Source organism: Sorangium sp. So ce836, from assembly GCF_028553905.1.
Classification (GTDB): Bacteria; Myxococcota_A; Polyangia; order Polyangiales; family Polyangiaceae; genus Sorangium; species Sorangium cellulosum_D.
This window is the reverse complement of the sequence record NZ_CP102233.1, coordinates 13,730,353-13,749,900: the sequence shown is the minus strand read 5'-3', so window position 1 is coordinate 13,749,900 and position 19,548 is coordinate 13,730,353. Positions and strand designations below refer to the sequence as shown.

The following is a 19,548-nucleotide window of genomic DNA, read 5'->3' as shown; positions in this document are numbered from 1 at the left end:
GGGCCCCGACGTTCACCGAACCACGATGTCGCGCCGCATTGTCACGTCGATGACCTGCCCGTCCCGCTCGACGCCGACGGAGACGCGCGTCCCCACCGGGCCGCGGAGGCGCTGGATGCAGTCGGCGAGCGGGAGCTCCTTCGCGTTCTCGCCGTCGATGCGGACGATGATGTCGCCTTGCTGGAGCCCGGCGGACGCGGCGGGCCCGCCCTCGATGATCCCCGCGATCATGACGCCGCTCGACGAGACCGACAGCATCGCGCCGATGCCCGTGAGCTCCTCGCGCGACCCGCCGTCGTCCAGCGTGCGGAGCTCGATGTCGGCGCGCGCCGAGCCCGTGCCGCGCGCGTCGAGGCCCGACACGATCTTGGCCATGTAGTCCTCGTGGCGCACGCGCACCGAGAACGGGCCGCGCGCCGGCACCCCCTCGAGCGCGTATTCGCCGTTCGCGTCGGTGAGCACGAGCGAGATCGCGTTCGCGCCGGACGAGGTCACGGAGTCGAGCTCGACCTGGGCCTCGACGACCGGCGCCCGCGAGGCGGCGTCGATGACCCTGCCCCTCAGCGTCGCCCCCTGCGGCAGCACGATCCGCACGCCCTCGATGGTGCGGCCCGCCTCGACGTCGACCGCCGAGCTCCGCGTCGGCGGGCGTCCCGCCGCGCTCACCGTCAGCACGTAGCGGCCCGGCGCGAGCTCGTTCAATCGAAACGCGCCGCCCGGATCGGTGACCTTGCGCGCGCGGCCGTCGGCGCTCCCGCGCGCCGCGGCCCCGGCCGGCACGAACGACTCGATCGCCAGGAGGTACGCCTCGACGGGCCTGCCCGATTGATCCACGACCTCGCCCGCGATCGCGCCTGCCGCGACCAGGTGGAGGACGTTGTCGCGGCCCGCGGCGAGGCGCGTGGGCTCGGCGTCCCCGAGCGGGGGCTGCGCCGCGGTCGCGGTGCACCCGTCGGCCTCGGGCGGCAGCTCGAAGCGGCCCTCGGTGTCGGCGCTCGCGGTCATGCCCGGCTCATCGCGGCAGCGGACCACGGCGCCGGCGCTCGGGCGGCCCTCCGGATCGAGGACGACGCCGCGGACCGGCTCAGCGCGCGCGACCGTCGTCTCGCGCGGCGGCGGAGCCGGCGGCGGCTCGACCTCGACCTCGCGCGGCGCCGCGTGCTCCGGCTGCGGCGGCGGGAGCAGCGCCGAGGCGGGCTCGCGCCGCGCCGGCATCACGGGCTCGGGGCGCGGCACGAGCAGCCAGAAGAGGAGCGGCGCCACCAGCAGCGCCACGGACAGCAGGGCCGCGGAGAGCCAGGCCCTCCGCTGCGCGCCCGCCGTCCGGCTGTCCGTCATGCCGTCCTCCGCCGTCGATTCAGCGGCCGGCGTCGGCCTGGCCGGCCGCGCCCTCGCCCGCGCCTTCGGGGATCGCGTTCGAGTCGATCGGCTCCGGCGCCGCCTCGTCGGCGGGGCCGAGCGCGGGGCGCGCTGGCTCGGCCGGCCACGGCGTCTCGCTGGAAGAGCCGCCGCACGCCCCGACGAGCAGCGCGAAAGGTAGGAGCAAGGTGCCGGACCGCATGGCCGGCATCCTAGCTCGTTTTGGAGGGGAGGTCATAACGACCGGGCCTGCGCCCGGCCCTGGGCGAGCGGGGCGCGCCGGCTCGGCGCGGCGCTCCGGCTCAGCGCGTGGAGAGGTTCGTCCGGGCGATCCAGAGGCAGGCGGCGGCGTTGACCGCGCACCAGACGATGAGGGCCATCCGGCCGAGGGGGCCGGCGACCTCGCCGAGCGCGACGACCGAGGTGAGGTAGGCCGCCGTGCCGACGGCGAGGCCCGCGATCGCCGGCCGGAGCTTCTTCACGCCGAAGAAGAGCGAGGTGAGGCCGAGCGGGAGGAGCGCGTTGGCAAGCGGCAACCAGCGGTGGACCGAGGCGCCGATCAGCAGGTCGAGGTCGGCGAGCGGCCGCGCCAGTACGTCGACGGCGAGGTCCACGCGCGGCAGGAGCCACGGGGCGAAGAAGAACAGCCCCGGCCCCGCCGCGAGCGCCGGGAGGAGGAAGCTCGCCTGCCACGGGCTCGTGGCGTTCGCCTCCTTCTTGCGGGCGCGGCGGCCGACCCACGTCGCGAGCACGAGCAGCGCGAGCAGCCGCACGACGATGTGGCTCTGCGTGACGCGCACGACCGAGCTCGCAGCGTCGAGGATGCCGGCCCCGTAGAGCAGCTTGCCGCCGTCGGAGTCGTCGACCACGCGTGCGCCTGCGCGGAGCGCGTCCTCGACCGCGCGCGGGTCCGACACGCCGAGGCTCACGAGCAGCGCCGCCGCGCCGGCCACGTGGGGCGCGGCCATCGAGGTGCCGCTGTACACGGGGTAGCCCTCGCACTTGTCGCGCCCGCGGTTGCAGATGGTCTGCTGGGTGACGTTCACGCCGGGCGCCGCGACGTCGACGCCCTGGCCGCGCGAGGAGAACCGCGCGACCTTGTCGTTCGCGTCGGTGGCGCTCACGCCGATGACGCCGTCCGAGGCGCCGGGGAATTGCACGCGCCCGCCGGTGTTGCCGGCCGCCGCGACGACCACCACGCCGCGCGAGATCGCGTAGTCGATCGCGCTCTGGAGGACCTTCGAGTTGCGGGGCCCGCCGAGGCTCAGGTTGATGACGTGGGCGCCGTGCTCGGCCGCCCAGCGGATGCCGTCGGCCACGTCGGCGGTCGTGCCCCATCCGCTCTCGTTCAGCACCTTGACCGGCATGAGCCGCGCGTGGAAGGCGAGCCCCACGGCGCCGATGCCGTTGTTGGTCGACTGCGCGATCGTGCCCGCCACGTGCGTGCCGTGGCCCTGGTCGTCGTTCGCGTGGCTCGTCTTGGTGACGAAGTTCCATCCCTCCACGCACTCGGTCGACGCGAGGTCGGTCCCCTTGGTGAAGGGCCCGTGGTCCTCGCAGGCGATGCCGGTGTCGACCACGGCGACGGTGACCCCGCGGCCGGTGGCGAAGTCCCATGCGCGCTCGGCGCCCACGCGCGCCATGTGCCACTGGTCCTTCAGCAGCGGATCGTTCGCGGCGAACGAGGCGCGCACCCACGCGAGCGGCTCGGCCGCCTCCACGCGCGGATCCTGCGCGAGCCGCTGGAGCGTCTCGTTGACCGAGCCCTCCACGGTGGCAATCTGGATCCGGGTCTCGGAGGCGAGCGCGGTCGGGACGGCGGTCAGCGAGAAGTCGCGCGCGAGCGCCGCGAGCGAGCTTTCGTCGAGATCGTCGCGCGCGTCGACGACGATCTGCCCGGGGATGTCGTAGCTGGTCTCGTCGAGCTCGGAGGCCAGCCCGTGCAGCGGCTCGCCCGCGGTCGCGACCGGCTCGCTCAGGCCACTGAAGCCGCTCGAGCGATCGACGTCGCCGGGCAGCGCGGGGCTGACGTATCCGGGAAGGCGAGGCTCGAGCATCCCGGGGGAGCGCGCCGCGAGCGCGACCCCGGCGCCTCGGTTGTCCGTTCCGTCGGCCCTGGCCGCGCCGGACACCGCGACCAGCGCCGCTGCCGCGAGCAACGACGTCGCGACCGCGCGCCCGGTTGGGTGAGTAGCGGTCCCTGACCCACGCTGAAGGCGAGACTTGTGCATAGGGGTCTCCTCATCGGCAGGGTAGCGCCGCCGTCCCCGAGCAGCCATCGCTCTGGCGTCGACGTACTGCGCCCGGCGCCGGCGCATCACCGTGCCGCGCCCGCGCGCCCGCTGCGCACATGACCGCCGCGTCAGCAGCGCAGCAGCATCATGACAGCGGACATCCTGGAATCGCCCCCATATCCCCCTCGCCCCCTGACGAGCTCGGCCAGCTTCCCCTCTCTCCCCGCTGCCCACCTGGAAAGAGCCGCCGGCGGAGGGGGAGCGGCGCGGGCGGGCGGCGGGGGTGGGCCCCACAAACCCGAGCGCCGGCCCGCATCGAAGCGAGTCGCCCCCAGTCCTCCCCCCACCCGTCCAACTGGCAATAGCCCCCCACAAGGCGCGAGTTTGTGGGGGGACCCCCGCCGCCCGCCCGCGCCGCTCCCCCCTCCGCCGGCGGCTCCCCCGCGCGTGGAACCCCGCCCGGCCCGCGCCTCTCAGGGCGGCCCGCCGCTCACGTCACTTCGCCGCCGCCCAGAGGTCGGCCATCCACGCTTCCACGTCGCTCACGGCCCGCGGGATATCGATCGACAGGTTTCGACACCCCGTCTCCGTGACGAGGACGTCGTCCTCGATGCGCACGCCGATGCCGCGATAGCGCGCCGGCACGGTCTCGTCGTCGAGCTGGAAGTACAGGCCAGGCTCCACCGTGAGCACCATCCCCGCCTTGAGCTTGCCGTACTTGTAGACCTGCTGCCGCGCCTGCGCGCAGTCGTGCACGTCGAGGCCCAGCATGTGGCTCACGTTGTGGAGCGAGTACCGGCGGTAGAACTGCTTGTCTTCCTTGAGCGCCTCCTCGGCCGGAATGCTCAGGATGCCGAGCCGCTCGAGCCCCCGCGCGAGCACCCGCATCGCCGCCCGGTTCGGCTCCATGAAGTCGTTGCCCGGCTTCACCTCGTGGATCGCCGCCTCCTGCGCCTCGAGCACGAGCTCGTAGATCTCGCGCTGCTCCTTGGAGAACTTCCCGTTGATCGGCAGCGTCCGGGTGATGTCGGCGGTGTAGAGCGCGTTGCCCTCGACGCCGGCGTCGAGCAACACGAGCTTGCCCGGCGCGAGCGCGCCGTCGTTCCTCGTCCAGTGCAGGATGCAGGCGTGGTGGCCCGCCGCGGCGATGGTCCCGTAACCGACGTCGTTGCCCTCCACCCGGGCGCGCAGGTTGAAGACGCCCTCGAGCTCTCGCTCGCTCCGCCCCTTGGGGAGCGCGCGGACGACGTCCTCGAAGCCCCGCTTCGTCGACGCGACCACCGCCTCGAGCTCCTCGATCTCGAGCGCGTCCTTGAGGAGGCGCATCTCCGAGAGCGCCTCGCCGAGCTGCTTGTCGCGATCGTGCTTGGCGAGGAGCTTGTCGACGCGCTCGGACACGCCGCGGAGCACGCGGTGCGGGCGCGTCACCGTGCCGACGAGGCCGCTCAGGTACGCGTCCAGCTCGGGGAGCCCGCGGCACTCGTCGACGCCGAAGCGCGCGCGGCTCTGCTCGACGCCGAGGCGGGGGCCGACCCAGAGCTCGCCCTTCGCGCGATCGGTGAAGAACGTCTTGTCGCTGCGCCCGGGGTTCGGCTCGACGAAGAGGATGTCCCGGTGCCCGCCCCCCTCCTGCGGCTGCAGGACGAGCACGCAGTCCGGCTCGAGGTTGCCCGTCAGATAGAAGAAGTCCGAGCCGGGGCGAAAGCGGTAGTGCGTGTCGTTGGAGCGCACCTTCTCGTGACCCGTGGGGATGACGAGCGTCTCCGCCGGGAAGAGCTTCGACAGGGCGCGGCGGCGGGCGGCGAACACGTCCGCGTGCGCGATCGGCTCGGGGAGCTCGCGGGGCGCCGGCGCCCAGCGATCCAGCATGAACGCGATCAGGGCCTCCGGCAGCGTCGAGTCGTGGCTCGCCGGCTTGGCCTCGGAGCCGGCGACCGCAGCGGCGGGCGCCTCGGCGGGGCCGCTGCCGGTGGGCGCGCTGTGGGCAGGATCCGCCTGGACGGGGGCGGCGCTGGTCTCGGGCGTGGTGCTCATGGGGCTCAAACTATGGGTCGATCGGGCAGGGTCGTTCAAGCCAAAGCGCTCGCCCGACCCCGCCCGCGGATCGCCCCGCAGGGGAGGCAGCGCGTCACGCGACCGAAGCGCCGCCGTCGATCGCGAGGATCTGGCCGGAGATGAAGTCGTTTTCCGCAAGGAACACCACCGCGCGCGCGATGTCTTCGGCCTCGCCGAGCCGCCGGAGCGGGATGCGCTCGCGGAGGCGAGCGAGCGTGGCCTCGTCATACGAAGAGGGCGGAAGGACCGTCCCAGGCGCGATGCCGTTGACGCGCACTTCCGGCGAGAGCCCCACCGCGAGGCCGCGGACGAGGTGGGCGAGCGCGGCCTTCGAGACCGAATAGGGGATGTAGTTCTTCCACGGGCGCTCGGCGCTCACGCAGACGATCGCGACGACGCTGCCGCGGCAGGCGCGGAGCGCGGAAGCGAGCTCTAGCGTGAGCAGGTACGGCGCGGTGGCGTTGAGCGCCAGGGCGCGATCCCACGCGTCGGCGGAGAGCTCGGCCGGCGGGACCCGATCGAAGTTCGCCGCGTTGTGGACCAGGAGGTCGAGCCGGCCCGACGACCAGTCGAGCGCCGCTCGGGCGAGGGCGGCGAGCGCCGCGCGATCGCAGAGGTCGGCCTGGAGCGCGACGGCGCGCCGGCCGAGCGAACGCGCCTCGTCGACGACGGCGTCCGCGCCGGCGCCGCTCGTGGCGTAGTGGACGGCCACGTCGGCCCCCGCGGCGGCGAGCGCGCGGGCGGTCGCGGCGCCGAGGCGGGTACCGCCGCCGGTCACGAGGGCGACACGGCCGGTCAAGGGAACATGGGGCATGAGGGTTCTGTAGCCGATGTGGGGCCGCGCGCGTCGAGATCGCCGGCGACGCGCCGCCTGGCCGGCGCTCGGCGGCGCTCGGCCGCGGGCCGCCGTTTTTTTCGCCGGCGCCGCGCGCCATGGCACGCTGGAGCGGCTTTGCCGATGCCTCCGACACGCCGAGTCGCCGCGAAGGGACGCTCCAAGGAGCCGCCGCGCCGCCTGTGCGCCCTCGCCGCCGCGCTGCTCTGCGCGGCCGGATGCACGGAGAAGCTCGAGTCCGTCGAGCTGCCGGGCCTCGACCTGCCGGGCCTCGATTGGCCAAAGACGAGCGCGCCCGCGGCGCCGGCGAGCGCGGCGCCGCGCGCCCAGGGCGCGCCGAGCGCGGCCGGCGCGGCGAGCGCCGCGGCGCGGCCCCGGGGCGCCGCGCGCCGCCGCGGCGGCAAGCCAACCCGAGTGCGACGAGCTGCCGTCGGAGGAGGAGGAGCGGCGCGCGCAGCTGCCGCCCCTGACGGCGCTCGGGAAGGCCGTGCCCACGGAGCCGTGGACCCCGCCGCCGTACGAGGTGCTGCCCGGCGTGACGCTCCCCGCGCCGATCGCCGCGAAGGTCGAGCGGATCGACCGGGGATACGCGCGCCGCACGCGCGAGCACCTCGTGATCACGAGCGGGACACGCGACGCGAACCGACAGGCCAGGGCCATGTTCACGAAGCTCAGGCTCGGCGACGATCTCCTCAAGCTCTACCGGAACAAGGCGGCCGTCCAGGAGATCACGAAGGCCTACCGGGCGAGCTCGGGCAAGCCGCCGGAGCAGGTGGTCGCCGCCATGGAGGCCGTCATCCAGGACCAGATCGACCGGGGGATCTACGTCTCCGCGCACCTGCGCCGAGGCGCCGTGGACGTGCGCAACAGGACCATGTCGCCGAAGGAGAAGCGCGCGTTCCTCGAGAGCGCCTCCGAGGTCGGGGGCGTCCTGGTCATCGAAGAGACGACGCCAGCGCACTACCACCTGCAGATCGACTGACGGGCAGGCCGCCGCTCCCGTACGCCGGCGCCGGCCTCGCCGCGGCGTCCACGGACGCCCTGCGGCCGGGGTGGGCGCGTCAGTGGGCGCGCACCGGCGCGGCCGGGCCCGCCGCGCGGCGCAGGTGAAGCGAGAGCCCGAGGAGCAGGGCCCCCACCGCGATCGCGAACGCCCCGATGAGCCAGCTGAGCGCCAGCACGCCCGCCGCCGGCAGCGCCACCATGAGGACGCCGAAGATCACCGAGGTGACGCCGCTCAGCCCGAGCCAGAACTCGTTGGCGATCACGTGCCGGAGCCGCACCGCGCCGATGATCCGGAAGATGCCCGTCACGATGGCCCACGCCGCGATCAGGCCGTAGAGCGAGAGCGCGGTGATGATGGGCCGCCAGAACGTCAGTAGGGCGATACCGATGTCGAAGAGGCCCTCGACCACGGTGATCCCCCCGCCGCGGCCGCCGATCGCCGACGCGAGCGCGGCGCAGCCGTCGAGCAGCGCCCACACGCCGAACAGCAGGACGAGCGTGGCGAGCGACGGGAGCGGCCACAGGAAGAACAGGATCCCGATGAGGATCCCGACAACGCCCCTCACGGCGATCACCCACCAATACCGCCCCAGCATCTCCATGCTCCACCCCCTCCTCTGGCGCTCACGTCGCTCGCTCTCAGCAGACGCGCGCCGCCTCGTCGCGCCGCGCGCCGCCCCTCCCGCGCGGGTGCTCTGTACCGCTCTTGCCCGCTCGGACCCACGCTGCCCGGACCGAATGCACGTCCCCTGCCCGCCCGTGGCGGACGAGCTGCTCAGCCGTCCGGTCGCGCGAGCCGCTCGCCGACCGCGGCCGGGGCTGGCCTACGTCCGGCCCGAGGGCGCGGCCTTCTGGACGGAGCAGGGCGTCTATCGGGTGTCGCGACGGAGCGCTTCGGCGCCTGGGCCGTCGAGGCCATCCGCAGGGCGGTCGGCCTCGACGTGCCGAGCCTGCTGCGCTGTGCCCCGCGACGCCGGGAGGCTCACAAGCCGGCGATCGGCCCGCTCGCAGGGTCGCCGTACTTCGACAGCTCGACGCCGAAGTAGTTGATGATCGAGCAATGGAGCGCGCCGGTGGGGGCGTTGTTCGCGTGCACGGCGCGGCCTGTCTGGAAGCCGCCCACGCGCCCGGCGAGCATGATGGGCATGTTCTTCCGACCGTGGGAGTCGCCGTCGCCGTTCTCGGACGTGTAGAGCACGAGCGACTCGTCGAGCAGGTTGCCCGTCGCGGTGGTCGCGGCCTTCATGGCGTTGAGCAGGTACGCGAAGCGGCGCACCTTGAACCGCGAGGTCTGGACGACGCGGGCGTTGGCGATGCGCATCGCCTCCGCCTGCGGCAGGCTGTCGAGGTCGGTCGCGCGATCGCGGTCGCCGAGCTTGTGCGAGATGAAGTGGTCGCTCCAGGTGCCCACGCCGTCGGGCAGGTCGTAGCCGGAGAAGTCGAGCCCCCAGCTGTTCGAGTACTGCAGCACGAGCACCCGCGTCAGGTCGCAGGTGAGCGCGAGCAGCCCGAGATCGATCATCTGCTTGAATTTGCCGTGCAGGTCGAGGCCCCGCGTGGGCTTGCCGGGGACGGTGCAGCTCGACTGGGTCGTGGACTGGATCTGCTTCTCCAGCTCGAACACCGACTCGAGGTGCTGCTCCACGCGCGCCCGGTCCGCCGCGCCGAGGCGCTGGTTCAGCCGCCTCGCGTCCTCCCTCACCCAGTCGAGGACGCTGGCGCGGCGCCGCCGGATGTTGTCCATCTCCTCGTTCGGGCTGCCCAGGTTGCTGAAGAGCGTGTCGAACAGGGCGGCCGGGTCGCGGAACGCGTCCTCGACCTGACCGCCGTCCCGGAACGAGATGAAGCCCTGCGTGACCGCCGTGTCGCCCGTCGGAGACAGGTTGAGGCTGCGGTACGGGGTCTCGGCCGCGATGTGCTCGGCCAGGTACTGGTCGAGCGTGGCCTTCTTCGGGACGGCCTGTCCGCCGCCGTCGGTGTGGGCGCAGAGCGCCATCGCCGGGCTGTGGATGTCGGAGCAGATCACCTGGTGATCGACGCCGGACACCATCGTGACATCGCGCCAGATCGGATCCCCCGCCGGCCACTCGCGCTCGGCGTCGAAGCCTTTCATGTCCACGAGGCACGGCGTCAGGCCCTCGGCCGAGAGCGGACCGGCCGTGCGCGGGTGCCACGCGCCGGGATCGGTGCCGTTGGGGACGAAGAAGGCCACGAAGCGCTTCGGGTCCGCCGGCGCGGCGCTGGCGCGCTGCGGCCGCATCGCGTCGAGGAACGGGAGGGCGACCGCGACGCCGGCGCCGCGGAGCAGAGCTCTTCTCGAGATCTTCACTGGCGACACTCCTCTTCCATCATCGGTCCGACGGGTTGCGAGCACATCACTCTGGCGCCCTCCGCAGCCGGAACGCCGGAGACCGCACGAGGGCGGTCAGGAAGGAACGGAACCGGTTGCCGTCTTGCGCGAAGCTTTCGGCGGCGGCGTCGATGGCGCAGCGATCCTCGACCGCGGGCTCGCGTCCCTGGGTGTACGTGAACAGCTTCTCCGCGACGCACGCGGCGAGATCGGGGCTGCGCCGGAGCTCCGCCGCCAGGGCGGCGAGCGAGTCGAACGACTCGTTGGCTGCGCCCTGGAAGCGCGGCTCCAGCCCGAACTCGTCGATACCGATGCTCCCGTCGTACCGCCCCTGCTTGTCGTACTGGGCGAAGCCGACGCCGATAGGATCGATGAGCGCGTGGCAGCCGGCGCACCCCGCCTGGGTGTTGCGCTTCTTGAGGACCTCGAGGTAGCTCAGGCCGGACAGCTCGCTCTCCAGCTCCTCGAGCAGCCCGGCGGGGATGGTGATCTTCTCGCAGAGGAAGGCCGCCCGGAGCCACTGGCCGCGCACGGCGATGAGGTCGCCGTCGTTCTTGGCGCTGATCAGGCTGGCGTGCGTGAGCAGCCCGGTGTTCGCACGGTGGTGGCCGGCCGGGAACTCCACGCGCGTCACGCCGTCGCCCGTCGCCTCGAGGCCGTAGAACTTCGCGAGCGCCGGGGTGACGTACGTGTGGTTCGCGGTGAGCGCGTCGAAGAAGTCGGCGCCGGGGGTGAAGGCGAGCTCGTCGAGGACGAGCTCGCTCTCGGTGATCATGTCCGCGAGCAGGGCGGGCGTCGACGCGTCCGGGTTGGCCGGCGGGCGGAGCTGCTCGAAGGTGAGCCACTGCTTGAAGAAGGCGTTGAAGAAGAGCGGCGTCCGCTCGTCCTCGACCATCTCCTCGGCCACCGCGAGGAGCCCGTCGGGCGTGTCGAGCTCGCCGGCCTCCGCCCGCGACAGCAGCGCTGCGCTCGGCGACCGGCCCCAGAGCGTGAACGACAGCCGCGAGGCGAGCTCCAGCGGTGACAGGGGCGACGTCTCGGCGCCGTTCGCGCCGACCTCGATCCGGAACAGGAAGCTGGGCGAGGTGAGCAGCGCCTCGATGACGAAGCGAAACGCATCCGCCCTGTCCTGCGCGACCTCGCTGGCTCGCCCGACCAGGTCGCTCACCTCCTCGGCCGACAGCGGCCTTCGATACGCCAGCTTGCCGAAGCGCTGCACGAACCGCTCGAGGCAATCGGCGGCTTCCGGCTCGCAGCCGAGCACCGAGGCCCGGCGCGCCTCGTCCGCCATGAGCTCCTGCCCGAGCGACTCCGCCATCCCCAGATAGGCGCGGAGATGCTGATCCGACACGTTCTGGAGGGCGGCGATCGTCCGGAATCCGCCCTGGCCGGTGTCTTCCGGGATGCTGTCCACGGCGGGCGGCTCGGCGAGCTGGAACAGATCCTGGAGCGTCAGCTGGTACTCGAGCCGGGACAGGCGGCGCAGGACGCTGGGGCTGGTTCGAGCGACGCTGCAGTCTTGCGCCGCCGGCTGCCCGGTGACGGGGTCGATGGGGTCGTCGATGTCGCCACCAGGGCTGCCGTCGTTGTTGCCGAGCTGCCCGGTACAGGCAACCCCCGTCAGGCAGAAGAGCGCCACGGCGGACATGCCCGCCGCGATGGAACGCCGGAGGAACGGTACCGATCGATCGGTGTCGGGCGGCATTGTCTTGCTCATGGAGTGACCAGCCATTCAGGTGGAGCGCACCCGGCGCGCCGAGACATTTCGGCGATGCGCCGCGTCGTGGTCTGAAGCGCACTTTTGAAGCAAGGCGGTACGTGCGCGCCCCGGCGTCAGCTCGGGGCAGGGGCTACATTCCCATAGCATGCTCGTCTGATCGCCGCTTGCCGCGGATCGCTGTCTGCGGCGCGCCTGACTCGGCTCTAGCTGAAGTTATGAAGGCAGGCCGCATCCTGCGGGAGCGAGCCGTCGCCCTCCATGGTGACGGCACCAGGAGCGCGCTCCGGCGGAGGCTCCCGCGGCGGGCGCGGCGTCTGCTCTCCTGCGCGCTCATCGCCTCCACAGGCAGCGTCTGGCCCTCGAGGAGGCCAGCTCTGGTATATTGCAGGCTCACTGCCGAGCCCCGGCGCGACGGCGGCTCCGGATGCGACAGGCGAGCTTGGCGACGGCGAGGCCGGGCGCGAGGACCGAGCCCGAGGAGACACGGCATGACACGCACCGACTACGAACAGATCGCGGGGGTCTTCGATCGGCGTTATCAGGGGGGCAGGTACGCCGGGGCCGAGCAGGTGGTGCTCGACCTGCTCGGGCCTTCGCCAGGGCGGCGCGCGCTCGAGGTGGGGTGCGGGACGGGGCACTGGCTGGAGCTCTTGCACAAGAACGGGTTCGAGGTGACCGGGCTCGACGCGTCGCCCGGCATGCTCGAGCAGGCGCGCGCTCGCCTGCCGTCGGCGACGCTCGTCCACGGCTCGGCGGAGCAGCTCCCCTTTCCCGACGCCGGGTTCGATTGCGTGCTCTGCATCAACGCGCTGCACCACTTCGGTGAGCCGCGCGGGTTCATGGCCGAGGCGCACCGGGTGCTCGGCGCCGGAGGGATCCTCATCAACATCGGCCTCGATCCGCACCAGGCGATCGACCGCTGGTTCGTTTACGACTACTTCGAGTCGACCCGGGAGCTCGACCTGAAGCGGTACGCATCGGTGGACACCGTGCGACGCTGGCTCGAGCAGAGCGGGTTCGTCGTCGACGGGACGAGGCTCGCCGTGCACATCGAGCGGCAGGTCCCCGCTTCGGAGGCCCTCGCGAAGGGCATCGATCCGCGCGACACGAGCCAGCTCGCCTTGCTGACGCCGGAGGCCGTCGCGGCGGGGGTCGACCGTATCCGGCGGGAAGAGGCGAGGGCGCGGCAGAGCGGCGGCGAGCTCTCGCTGGTCGTCGACCTGCGCATGTGGGCCACCGTCGCCCGCAAGCCCTGAGCCGAGCGGGCGCGCTGCCGTCGAGGCGGTCCCTCCCGGGCATCGATCATCGCGCGAGCATGAGCAGCGAATACCCGCCCAGCACGCGGGCGGTGAAGTCTTCGTTCAGCGCGAAGAAGAGCCGCCTCGGATACCTCAGCAGCTTCGCCTTGAAGGATTTGCTCGGGAGCTCAACCGAGCCGGCAGTGTAGAAATAATCGACGATCTCGTAGCCGGCCTCCTGCAAGCTCGCCAGCGCCGTCTGCTTCACGAAATAGTGGATGTGCCCCATGTTCCTGCGCACGTCGAGGATGGGCTTCATCCTCAGGATCGCCTGGACCGAGAGATCCAGGGGCACGTGCAGGATCTTGTACTCTGCCTTGCTCTTCAGCTTCCGCAGGAAGGTGTAGTAGTCCTCCACGTGCTCGATGACGTCGATGCTCATCAGGACGTCGCACGAGATGTCCTTCTCCAGGAGGTCTCCCTGATGGAACGTCAGCCGGTCTTTCTCTCTCGCCTTCGCCAGCTGGAACGCCTGGGGAGAGATGTCGTAGCCGTGGAACTCCACCGACGCGGGCAGCCGCTGATGCAGCTGATTCAGGACCTCTCCGGCGCCGCACCCCACCTCGTAGACGACCTTCGGCTGGATGTGGTTCTTCTCCAGCATCCGGAGGATCTGCTTGGCTTTCCACGGGGAGTCCTCCGCATGCCAAGTCTTGTTGTTCTCCAGATATCCGCCTTCGATGTAAAGCCCCGCGCTCGTCATGGGACGTCCCTCCTGGCACTCACGTCGTGCCGTAGGATGCGCCGGCAACGGGGGCATTCATCATGGATGAGCTCCCGCCCCCCGCGCGGATCCGCGAGCCGAATGGTCGCCGGCCGGCCGTTGCCGCGTCGCTTGCGGCGGAGGGCCGCCCTCTCACCGCGCCCGGAGACCCGCTGCGCGAAGACCCGCTGAACGAGCGCCGCTCAGCTGCCCTCCCGGCGCCATTCCCGGTCCTGCCGGCGAGCCGCGCGCGCCCCGACATCCTCGTTCCGCCGCTCGGCGAACGAGCTGCTCGCCGGCGGAGTCGCCCTCCGCGACCCCGGGCCCGGGCGCGCGCCGCCCTTGATGCGGACCTCGGTCACGACCTCGTCCCACTGCGCGTCGTAGCCCTCGAAGTGGACCCGGTAGGAGCCCGGGGCGACGACGCCGGTGATGATCGCCGGCTTGTACGACCCCTTCCACTCGACCTCGACGCGATCGCCGACCTTCCGCGCGCCGGCGCCGCCCGAGGCGCGCTGCTCCTCGTCGCGGAGGCGCCGGGCGCTCCCCTCGTGCAAGCACTGCTCCCGGTGGCACGCGAGCCCGGAGGCGCAGTCGTCGTCGGCGCGGCACGGCGACCCGAGCGGCGCCTTCTTCCCGCAGGCAGCGAGCGCCGCAGGCAAGGTGGCCAGGATCACGAGCGCTCTCAGGGCGGCGATGGCTCGAACGCGCACGACGCGTCATCCCAGCAGAGCGGCCGGTGCCCGACAACAGGAATCGCAAGGCCCGCAGCCTCGCATCGCCTGCGCTTCACCCCTCCCGTTCACCCCTCCCCTTCACCCCTCCCGTTCACCCCTCCCCTTCACCCCTCCCCTTCACCCCTCCCCTTCACCCCTCAGCGCCCCGGACACGCGACGTCCCCGCGCCCCCGGCGAACCGCGCCCTGCCAGCGGGGCCGCCCTCTGCTATGGTCGCCCCCGCCGTGCGTCTGCTCGCCGCCCTCGCGCCCGTGGCCTTGCTCGTCGCGGCGCCGCCGCTCCTGGGCTGCGGCGGCGCCCCCGCGACGGACGCGGGCGTGTGCGCGGGCGCGGGCGTCTGCGGGTCCCGCTACTGCGTCGCAGGGCGCTGCCGGCCGCCGAGCCACCTGCCCTCGCCCATCGACGCGCGCCGCGTGCTGCTCCCGCCGGCGGACCTCGCCGTCCTCGCGGAGGACGGCGCCGCGGCCGCGCCCGGCGTGCCCGACGCGGTCGCGCTCGGGCACGCCGGGGCGGGCGACGTGGTCCTGCTGCTCCGGTTCACGCCGACCTTCGGCGTCGACGCCGACATCGCGAGCGCGTTCGTCCTGCTGGAGCCCGCCCCGCTGGCGCCGCCCGCCGAGCGCGCGCTCACCCTGGAGGTCGCGCGCATCCTCGAGCCGTGGCGCTCGGAGACCGCCACGTGGGGCCGACAGCCGCGCCTGTCGATCCCGGAGGTTGCCGCCATCGTGCGACGCCGCCCAGCGACGCCGCTGCGGATCGACGTCACCTCGCTCGTGCGCGACTGGGCCAGGCGGCGCAAGGACGACCACGGCATCGCCATCCTCGCGCCGGGCAGCGACGCCGTCGGCGCCGCGACCTCGATGGGCATCTCCCAGGGCGCCGGCCCTCTCCTCGAGGTGTACGTACGGTGAGCACCGGGCACGACGACGAGGACGACGACGTCGGCGCGCGGCACTCGCTCCCCCTGCCGCTCATCCGGCACGACGGCGGCGGGGGCAGGCCCGCCGCGCCCAGCGCTCCGCCCGCGTCCGGCGCGCCGCTCACGCCCAGCGCTCCGCCGCTCACGCCCAGCGCTCCGCCCCTCGCCCGCGGCCCGCTCGACGACGACGAGCCCGCCGTCACCCAGCGCTCGATGGCGAGCGTGCGCCCCTTCCCGCTGCTCCGCCCCACGCCGCCGCCGGCGACCGAGGAGGCCCCGCCGCCCGCGCTGCTCCGGGTGAGCGACCTCCGCGTCTCGTTCACCGCCGACGGCCGCGTGACCCGCGCCCTCGACGGCGTGTCGTTCACCGTGCCGCGCGGACGCACCGTGGCGCTCGTCGGCGAGTCGGGGTGCGGCAAGACGGTGACCGCGCTCAGCATCCTGCGGCTCCTGCCCGCGCCCTATGCGGCCATCGACGGCGGCTCGATCGAGCTCGACGGGCAGGACCTCCTCGCGCTCGGCGAGCGCGAGATGCGCGCCGTGCGCGGCGGGAAGATCGGCATGATCTTCCAGGAGCCGATGACCTCGCTGAACCCCGTCTACACGGTCAGCGCGCAGATCGCCGAGGCCGTCCGGCTGCACCTGCCCATGTCCCGCGGCGACGCCCGGCTCTACGCGGTGAGCCTGCTGCGCAAGGTCGGCTTCCCCGAGCCCGAGGTGCGCGCGAACAGCTACCCGCACGAGCTGTCCGGCGGGATGCGCCAGCGCGTCATGATCGCGATGGCCCTCGCGCCAGGGCCCTCGCTGCTCATCGCCGACGAGCCGACCACCGCGCTCGACATGACCACGCAGGCGCAGATCCTGGACCTCCTCGAGCGCATCAAGGCCGAGACGTCGATGAGCCTCCTGCTCATCGCCCACGACCTCGCCGTGGTCGGCGAGCTCGCGGACGAGATCGTCGTCCTCTACGCGGGGGTCGTCGTGGAGCAGGGGCCCGCGCGCAACGTGCTCGCGGCGCCGTCGCACCCGTACACGCGCGCGCTCCTCCGGAGCATCCCGGCGCGCGGGTTCCGCCCGCCCCGCGTGCGCGGCCAGCGAGCGCTGCGCCTGCCGACCATCCCGGGCGGGCTGCCCGATCTGCGCGATCCGCCGCGCGGCTGCCGCTTCAGCGACCGCTGCGACGCCGTGTTCGATCGCTGCCGCGTCGAGCCGCCGGACATGTACGCCGTCCCGCCCGGCACGGGGCGCCACGCGGCGCGCTGCTTTCTGCTCGCGGGCCCGGGGCGCGTGGGCGACGAGGGCGCCGCGTGACGCGCGACAGCGGCCTCCCGCCGCCCGGTCCGAGCGACGGCGCCGGCGCGGCGCGCCCCGAGAGCATGCCGCCTGAGAGCGTGCGCCCCGAGAGCGCTCGCCCCGAGAGCGTGCCCCCCGGGAGCTTGCGCTTCGACAGCGCGCGGGGCGAGCGACCGCTCGTCCAGGCGGAGCGGCTCTCGAAGCTGTACCCGGTCCAGCGCGGCCCCTTCGCGAAGCCGGCGTTCGTGCAGGCCGTCGACGGGGTGAGCTTCCACGTCGACCGCGGCGAGACGCTCGGCCTCGTCGGCGAGTCGGGCTCCGGCAAGAGCACCCTCGGGCGCCTCGCCATCCGGCTCATCGAGCCCACGGTCGGCCGCGTCCTCTTCGACGGCGTGGACCTCACCACCCTCTCGGCCCGCGCGCTCAGGGCCATGCGCCGGCGGATGCAGATCGTCTTCCAGGACCCGTACGGCTCGCTCAACCCGCGCATGACGCTGCGCGAGATCGTCGGCGAGGGCATCGTGATCCACCGCCTCGCGCGGAGCCGCGACGAGGAGACCGCGATGGTCGAGGGCGTGCTCCAGAAGGTCGGGCTGCGGCCGGACATGATGGAGCGCTTCCCCCACGAGCTCTCCGGCGGGCAGCGGCAGCGGGTCGCGATCGCCAGGGCGCTCGCGGTGCGCCCGGACTTCATCGTCTGCGACGAGCCCGTGAGCGCGCTCGACCTCTCGGTCCAGGCCCAGATCGTCAACCTGCTCGAGGAGCTCCAGGACGAGCTCTCGCTCAGCCTCCTGTTCATCTCGCACGACCTCCGCGTGGTCGAGCACGTGAGCCACCGCGTCGCCGTGATGTACCTCGGCCGGCTCGTCGAGCTCGGCCCGGCGCAGGCCGTGACCGAGCGGCGGCACCACCCGTACACGCGCGCGCTCTTCGAGGCGACGCCCTCGATCGAGCGCGGGGGCAAGGCGCGGCGCCTGCTCCCGGGCGCGCCGGGGAGCGCGATCAACCCGCCCGAGGGCTGCGTGTTCCACCCGCGCTGCCGGAAGGCGGAAGAGGGCAAGTGCGACGTCGAGATCCCGCCGCTCGAGGAGCTCGTCCCCGGGAGCGGCCACCGCGTGGCGTGCTGGTACCCCGAGGTCGAGTGACGCCAGCGCTTCCGGCGGGCTTCCGGCGCGCGGCGGCCCAGGGTGGCACAACCGCTGGCCCGGGGTGGCCAGGGCCCTGCCCTGCTCCGGCCGACCTCACCCGCCCTCGCGCGGGTATCTTCTTTGCCGCGCGGATGCCCGTGCGCCACGGCCGACGAGCAAGGTGGCGCGAAGGATGAGAGGTGAGCGAATGGTGAATGACATGCTTCGAGCTCTGGCGGTGGCCGTGCTGTCCGGCGTGTGCCTGACGGGCTGCGGCGGCGGCAGCAACGGGGGCGGGGGCGGCGGCGGGGCCGGCAGCGGCGGGACCGACGCCGGCGGCGGCGGGGCGCCGCCGGGGGCCGAGCCGTGCGCGGTGCGCGACGTGGAGGGCACGATCCCGGGCGTGAAGATCTCGATCTCGTCGAGCCGGTGCATCTACCGGGTGGGAGAGCCGGCGGAGTTCACGTACGAGGTCACGACCGACTCCAGCGTTCCTCCGATCGCGATCGCGGCCTCCGACGGGTGCGGGCGCTGCGTCGCGCCGAGCGCGGATCCGCTCTCGTTCGTCAGGTACCGGATCAGCGGGGAGTCGGAGGCCGGCGATCCGCAGAGCTACTGCCTGTGCGACGTGGGGTGTTGCGCGCCGGACGAGGCGGCGACCGTGCAGGTCGACGCGACGACGGCGACCCATACGTTCCGCTGGTCGGGACGGCAGTGGAGCGGGCCCTCCGACACGAACAACCCGGAAGACGACTTCTTCCCGCCGGGGACCTACGATGTCGAGGTGACGTTCGACGGCGAAGAGCAGGGCTCCGTGACGGCGACGCTGCCGATCGAGATCGTCCGCTAGCGGCCAGGGCGCCCGGCGCGATCCTCCGCTGTCGGCCAAGGGGCGACGCCGGGGTCGCCCGGCGTTTCTGCTAAGGTCCGCGCACCATGCACGCCTGGCGCGGACACTCCTTCGGCTCCCCCGAGATCCTGGTCTGGGAAGGGGTGGACGACCCCCCGCTCGCCGAAGGCGAGGTCCGGATCGAGATCGCCGCCTCGGCGATCAACTTCCCCGACGTGCTCTTCACGGCAGGCGCCCATCAGGTCAAGCCGACTCCGCCGTTCATCCCCGGCTTCGAGGTCGCCGGCGTGGTGGTGGAGAGCCGCGCGCCGTCGCTGCCGCCGGGCACCCGCGTGGCCGCGACGCTGCCCGGCTCCGGGGGATACGCGACGCACGTGATCGCGGGCCCGCGCACGACGTACGCGCTCCCGGGCGGCATGCCGTTCGAGGACGCGGCGGCGCTGACCATCACGTACCAGACAGGCTACCTCGCGCTGCACCGGCGCGCCCGCGTCAGGCCCGGCGACACGGTCCTCGTGCACGCGGGCGCAGGCGGCGTCGGCAGCGCGGCGATCCAGCTCGCCAAGGCGGCCGGCGCGACCGTCATCGCGACCGCCGGCGGCGAGCAGAAGGCGGCGGCCTGCCGCGCGCTCGGCGCCGACGTCGCGATCGACTACCGGCGCGAGGACTTCGTCGCCGTCGTCAAGGAGCGGACCGCGGGCCGAGGCGCCGATATCGTCTTCGACCCCGTCGGCGGAGACGTCTTCGACCAGTCCACCAAATGCGTCGCCTTCGAGGGCCGGATCGTGGTGATCGGCTTCGCGTCAGGCCGCTTCCCCGCGGCGCGCGCGAACCACCTGCTCGTGAAGAACTACGACGTCCTCGGCTTCTACTGGGGCACCTACAGCCGCGCAGAGCCCGCCGTGACGCGAGCCGCGCAGGACGCGCTCTACGCGATGTACGCCCAGGGCGCGATCAGGCCGCTCATCTCGGCCGCGCTGCCCATGGCCGAGGCGAAGGCCGCGATGACGGCGGTCGCGTCCCGCGCGACCACCGGCAAGGTGGTGCTCGTCACGAGGTAATG

General features: G+C 73.1%; 17 protein-coding genes. 7 read left to right on the top strand and 10 right to left on the bottom strand.

The window, feature by feature from the left end:
• Nucleotides 1-12: 12 nt before the first annotated feature.
• The 5 genes from NQZ70_RS50190 to NQZ70_RS50170 form a co-directional block, all read right to left on the bottom strand.
• The gene (locus NQZ70_RS50190) at nt 13-1,338 is read right to left on the bottom strand and encodes a carboxypeptidase regulatory-like domain-containing protein (protein ID WP_129580562.1); all 1,326 of its coding nucleotides are present in this window, start codon (nt 1,336-1,338) and stop codon (nt 13-15) included.
• A 19-nt stretch (nt 1,339-1,357) separates the two neighbouring features.
• A complete protein-coding gene (locus NQZ70_RS50185; RefSeq protein ID WP_237244783.1) occupies nt 1,358-1,561 on the bottom strand; it encodes a hypothetical protein in 204 nt (67 codons plus the stop codon).
• 100 nt (nt 1,562-1,661) lie between these two features.
• Nucleotides 1,662-3,590: a S8 family peptidase gene (locus NQZ70_RS50180; protein ID WP_237244782.1), complete on the bottom strand. Its 1,929-nt coding sequence runs from the start codon at nt 3,588-3,590 to the stop codon at nt 1,662-1,664.
• Between the two features lie 498 nt (nt 3,591-4,088).
• Complete coding sequence (locus NQZ70_RS50175) at nt 4,089-5,627, bottom strand: aminopeptidase P family protein (protein ID WP_129580560.1); 1,539 nt, start codon at nt 5,625-5,627, stop codon at nt 4,089-4,091.
• A gap of 94 nt (nt 5,628-5,721) precedes the next feature.
• Nucleotides 5,722-6,462: an SDR family oxidoreductase gene (locus NQZ70_RS50170; RefSeq protein WP_129580559.1), complete on the bottom strand. Its 741-nt coding sequence runs from the start codon at nt 6,460-6,462 to the stop codon at nt 5,722-5,724.
• A gap of 508 nt (nt 6,463-6,970) precedes the next feature.
• Here NQZ70_RS50170 and NQZ70_RS50165 point away from each other — a divergent pair.
• Entirely contained in the window at nt 6,971-7,465 is a 495-nt protein-coding gene (locus NQZ70_RS50165; protein ID WP_272827280.1) for a hypothetical protein, read from the top strand.
• Nucleotides 7,466-7,544: 79 nt separating this feature from the next.
• On the opposite strand, the gene NQZ70_RS50160 is transcribed toward NQZ70_RS50165, so the two are convergent.
• From NQZ70_RS50160 to NQZ70_RS50150, 3 genes are all read right to left on the bottom strand, one after another.
• Nucleotides 7,545-8,090, bottom strand: a complete 546-nt coding sequence (locus tag NQZ70_RS50160; RefSeq protein WP_129580557.1) for an HdeD family acid-resistance protein — start codon at nt 8,088-8,090, stop codon at nt 7,545-7,547.
• A gap of 380 nt (nt 8,091-8,470) precedes the next feature.
• Nucleotides 8,471-9,817 (bottom strand): DUF1552 domain-containing protein, encoded by a 1,347-nt coding sequence (locus NQZ70_RS50155; RefSeq protein ID WP_129580556.1) that lies wholly within the window; start codon nt 9,815-9,817, stop codon nt 8,471-8,473.
• 46 nt (nt 9,818-9,863) lie between these two features.
• Complete coding sequence (locus NQZ70_RS50150; protein WP_237244781.1) at nt 9,864-11,555, bottom strand: DUF1592 domain-containing protein; 1,692 nt, start codon at nt 11,553-11,555, stop codon at nt 9,864-9,866.
• A gap of 491 nt (nt 11,556-12,046) precedes the next feature.
• Between NQZ70_RS50150 and NQZ70_RS50145 the strand changes: the two genes are divergently transcribed.
• Nucleotides 12,047-12,814: a class I SAM-dependent methyltransferase gene (locus NQZ70_RS50145; RefSeq protein WP_165374571.1), complete on the top strand. Its 768-nt coding sequence runs from the start codon at nt 12,047-12,049 to the stop codon at nt 12,812-12,814.
• 46 nt (nt 12,815-12,860) lie between these two features.
• On the opposite strand, the gene NQZ70_RS50140 is transcribed toward NQZ70_RS50145, so the two are convergent.
• On the bottom strand, nt 12,861-13,559 hold the full coding sequence (locus tag NQZ70_RS50140; RefSeq protein ID WP_129580554.1) for a class I SAM-dependent methyltransferase: 699 nt from the start codon (nt 13,557-13,559) through the stop codon (nt 12,861-12,863).
• A gap of 203 nt (nt 13,560-13,762) precedes the next feature.
• On the bottom strand, nt 13,763-14,272 hold the full coding sequence (locus NQZ70_RS50135; protein ID WP_237244780.1) for a hypothetical protein: 510 nt from the start codon (nt 14,270-14,272) through the stop codon (nt 13,763-13,765).
• Nucleotides 14,273-14,520: 248 nt separating this feature from the next.
• Between NQZ70_RS50135 and NQZ70_RS50130 the strand changes: the two genes are divergently transcribed.
• The 5 genes from NQZ70_RS50130 (at nt 14,521) to NQZ70_RS50110 (ending at nt 19,546) form a co-directional block, all read left to right on the top strand.
• On the top strand, nt 14,521-15,207 hold the full coding sequence (locus tag NQZ70_RS50130; protein ID WP_237244779.1) for a hypothetical protein: 687 nt from the start codon (nt 14,521-14,523) through the stop codon (nt 15,205-15,207).
• Nucleotides 15,204-16,526 carry an ABC transporter ATP-binding protein gene (locus NQZ70_RS50125; RefSeq protein ID WP_129580552.1) on the top strand — a complete coding sequence of 441 codons (1,323 nt, stop codon included), beginning with the start codon at nt 15,204-15,206 and terminating at the stop codon, nt 16,524-16,526. Before NQZ70_RS50130 ends, NQZ70_RS50125 begins: the two co-directional genes overlap by 4 nt.
• The gene (locus tag NQZ70_RS50120; protein ID WP_129580551.1) at nt 16,523-17,653 is read left to right on the top strand and encodes an ABC transporter ATP-binding protein; all 1,131 of its coding nucleotides are present in this window, start codon (nt 16,523-16,525) and stop codon (nt 17,651-17,653) included. The genes NQZ70_RS50125 and NQZ70_RS50120 overlap by 4 nt, the downstream gene beginning before the upstream one ends.
• A 202-nt stretch (nt 17,654-17,855) precedes the next feature.
• Entirely contained in the window at nt 17,856-18,485 is a 630-nt protein-coding gene (locus NQZ70_RS50115; protein ID WP_207217683.1) for a hypothetical protein, read from the top strand.
• Nucleotides 18,486-18,571: 86 nt separating this feature from the next.
• Nucleotides 18,572-19,546: an NADPH:quinone oxidoreductase family protein gene (locus NQZ70_RS50110; RefSeq protein WP_129580549.1), complete on the top strand. Its 975-nt coding sequence runs from the start codon at nt 18,572-18,574 to the stop codon at nt 19,544-19,546.
• The last annotated feature ends 2 nt before the right edge of the window (nt 19,547-19,548 follow it).

Bases quoted from the DNA above. Each gene is read 5' to 3' on its own strand.
- NQZ70_RS50190 (WP_129580562.1), bottom strand. From the start codon at position 1,338: ATGACGGACAGCCGGACGGCGGGCGCGCAGCGGAGGGCCTGGCTCTCC.
- NQZ70_RS50185 (WP_237244783.1), bottom strand. From the start codon at position 1,561: ATGCGGTCCGGCACCTTGCTCCTACCTTTCGCGCTGCTCGTCGGGGCG.
- NQZ70_RS50180 (WP_237244782.1), bottom strand. From the start codon at position 3,590: ATGCACAAGTCTCGCCTTCAGCGTGGGTCAGGGACCGCTACTCACCCA.
- NQZ70_RS50175 (WP_129580560.1), bottom strand. From the start codon at position 5,627: ATGAGCACCACGCCCGAGACCAGCGCCGCCCCCGTCCAGGCGGATCCT.
- NQZ70_RS50170 (WP_129580559.1), bottom strand. From the start codon at position 6,462: ATGCCCCATGTTCCCTTGACCGGCCGTGTCGCCCTCGTGACCGGCGGC.
- NQZ70_RS50160 (WP_129580557.1), bottom strand. From the start codon at position 8,090: ATGGAGATGCTGGGGCGGTATTGGTGGGTGATCGCCGTGAGGGGCGTT.
- NQZ70_RS50150 (WP_237244781.1), bottom strand. From the start codon at position 11,555: ATGAGCAAGACAATGCCGCCCGACACCGATCGATCGGTACCGTTCCTC.
- NQZ70_RS50145 (WP_165374571.1), top strand. From the start codon at position 12,047: ATGACACGCACCGACTACGAACAGATCGCGGGGGTCTTCGATCGGCGT.
- NQZ70_RS50140 (WP_129580554.1), bottom strand. From the start codon at position 13,559: ATGACGAGCGCGGGGCTTTACATCGAAGGCGGATATCTGGAGAACAAC.
- NQZ70_RS50115 (WP_207217683.1), top strand. From the start codon at position 17,856: ATGCTTCGAGCTCTGGCGGTGGCCGTGCTGTCCGGCGTGTGCCTGACG.
- NQZ70_RS50110 (WP_129580549.1), top strand. From the start codon at position 18,572: ATGCACGCCTGGCGCGGACACTCCTTCGGCTCCCCCGAGATCCTGGTC.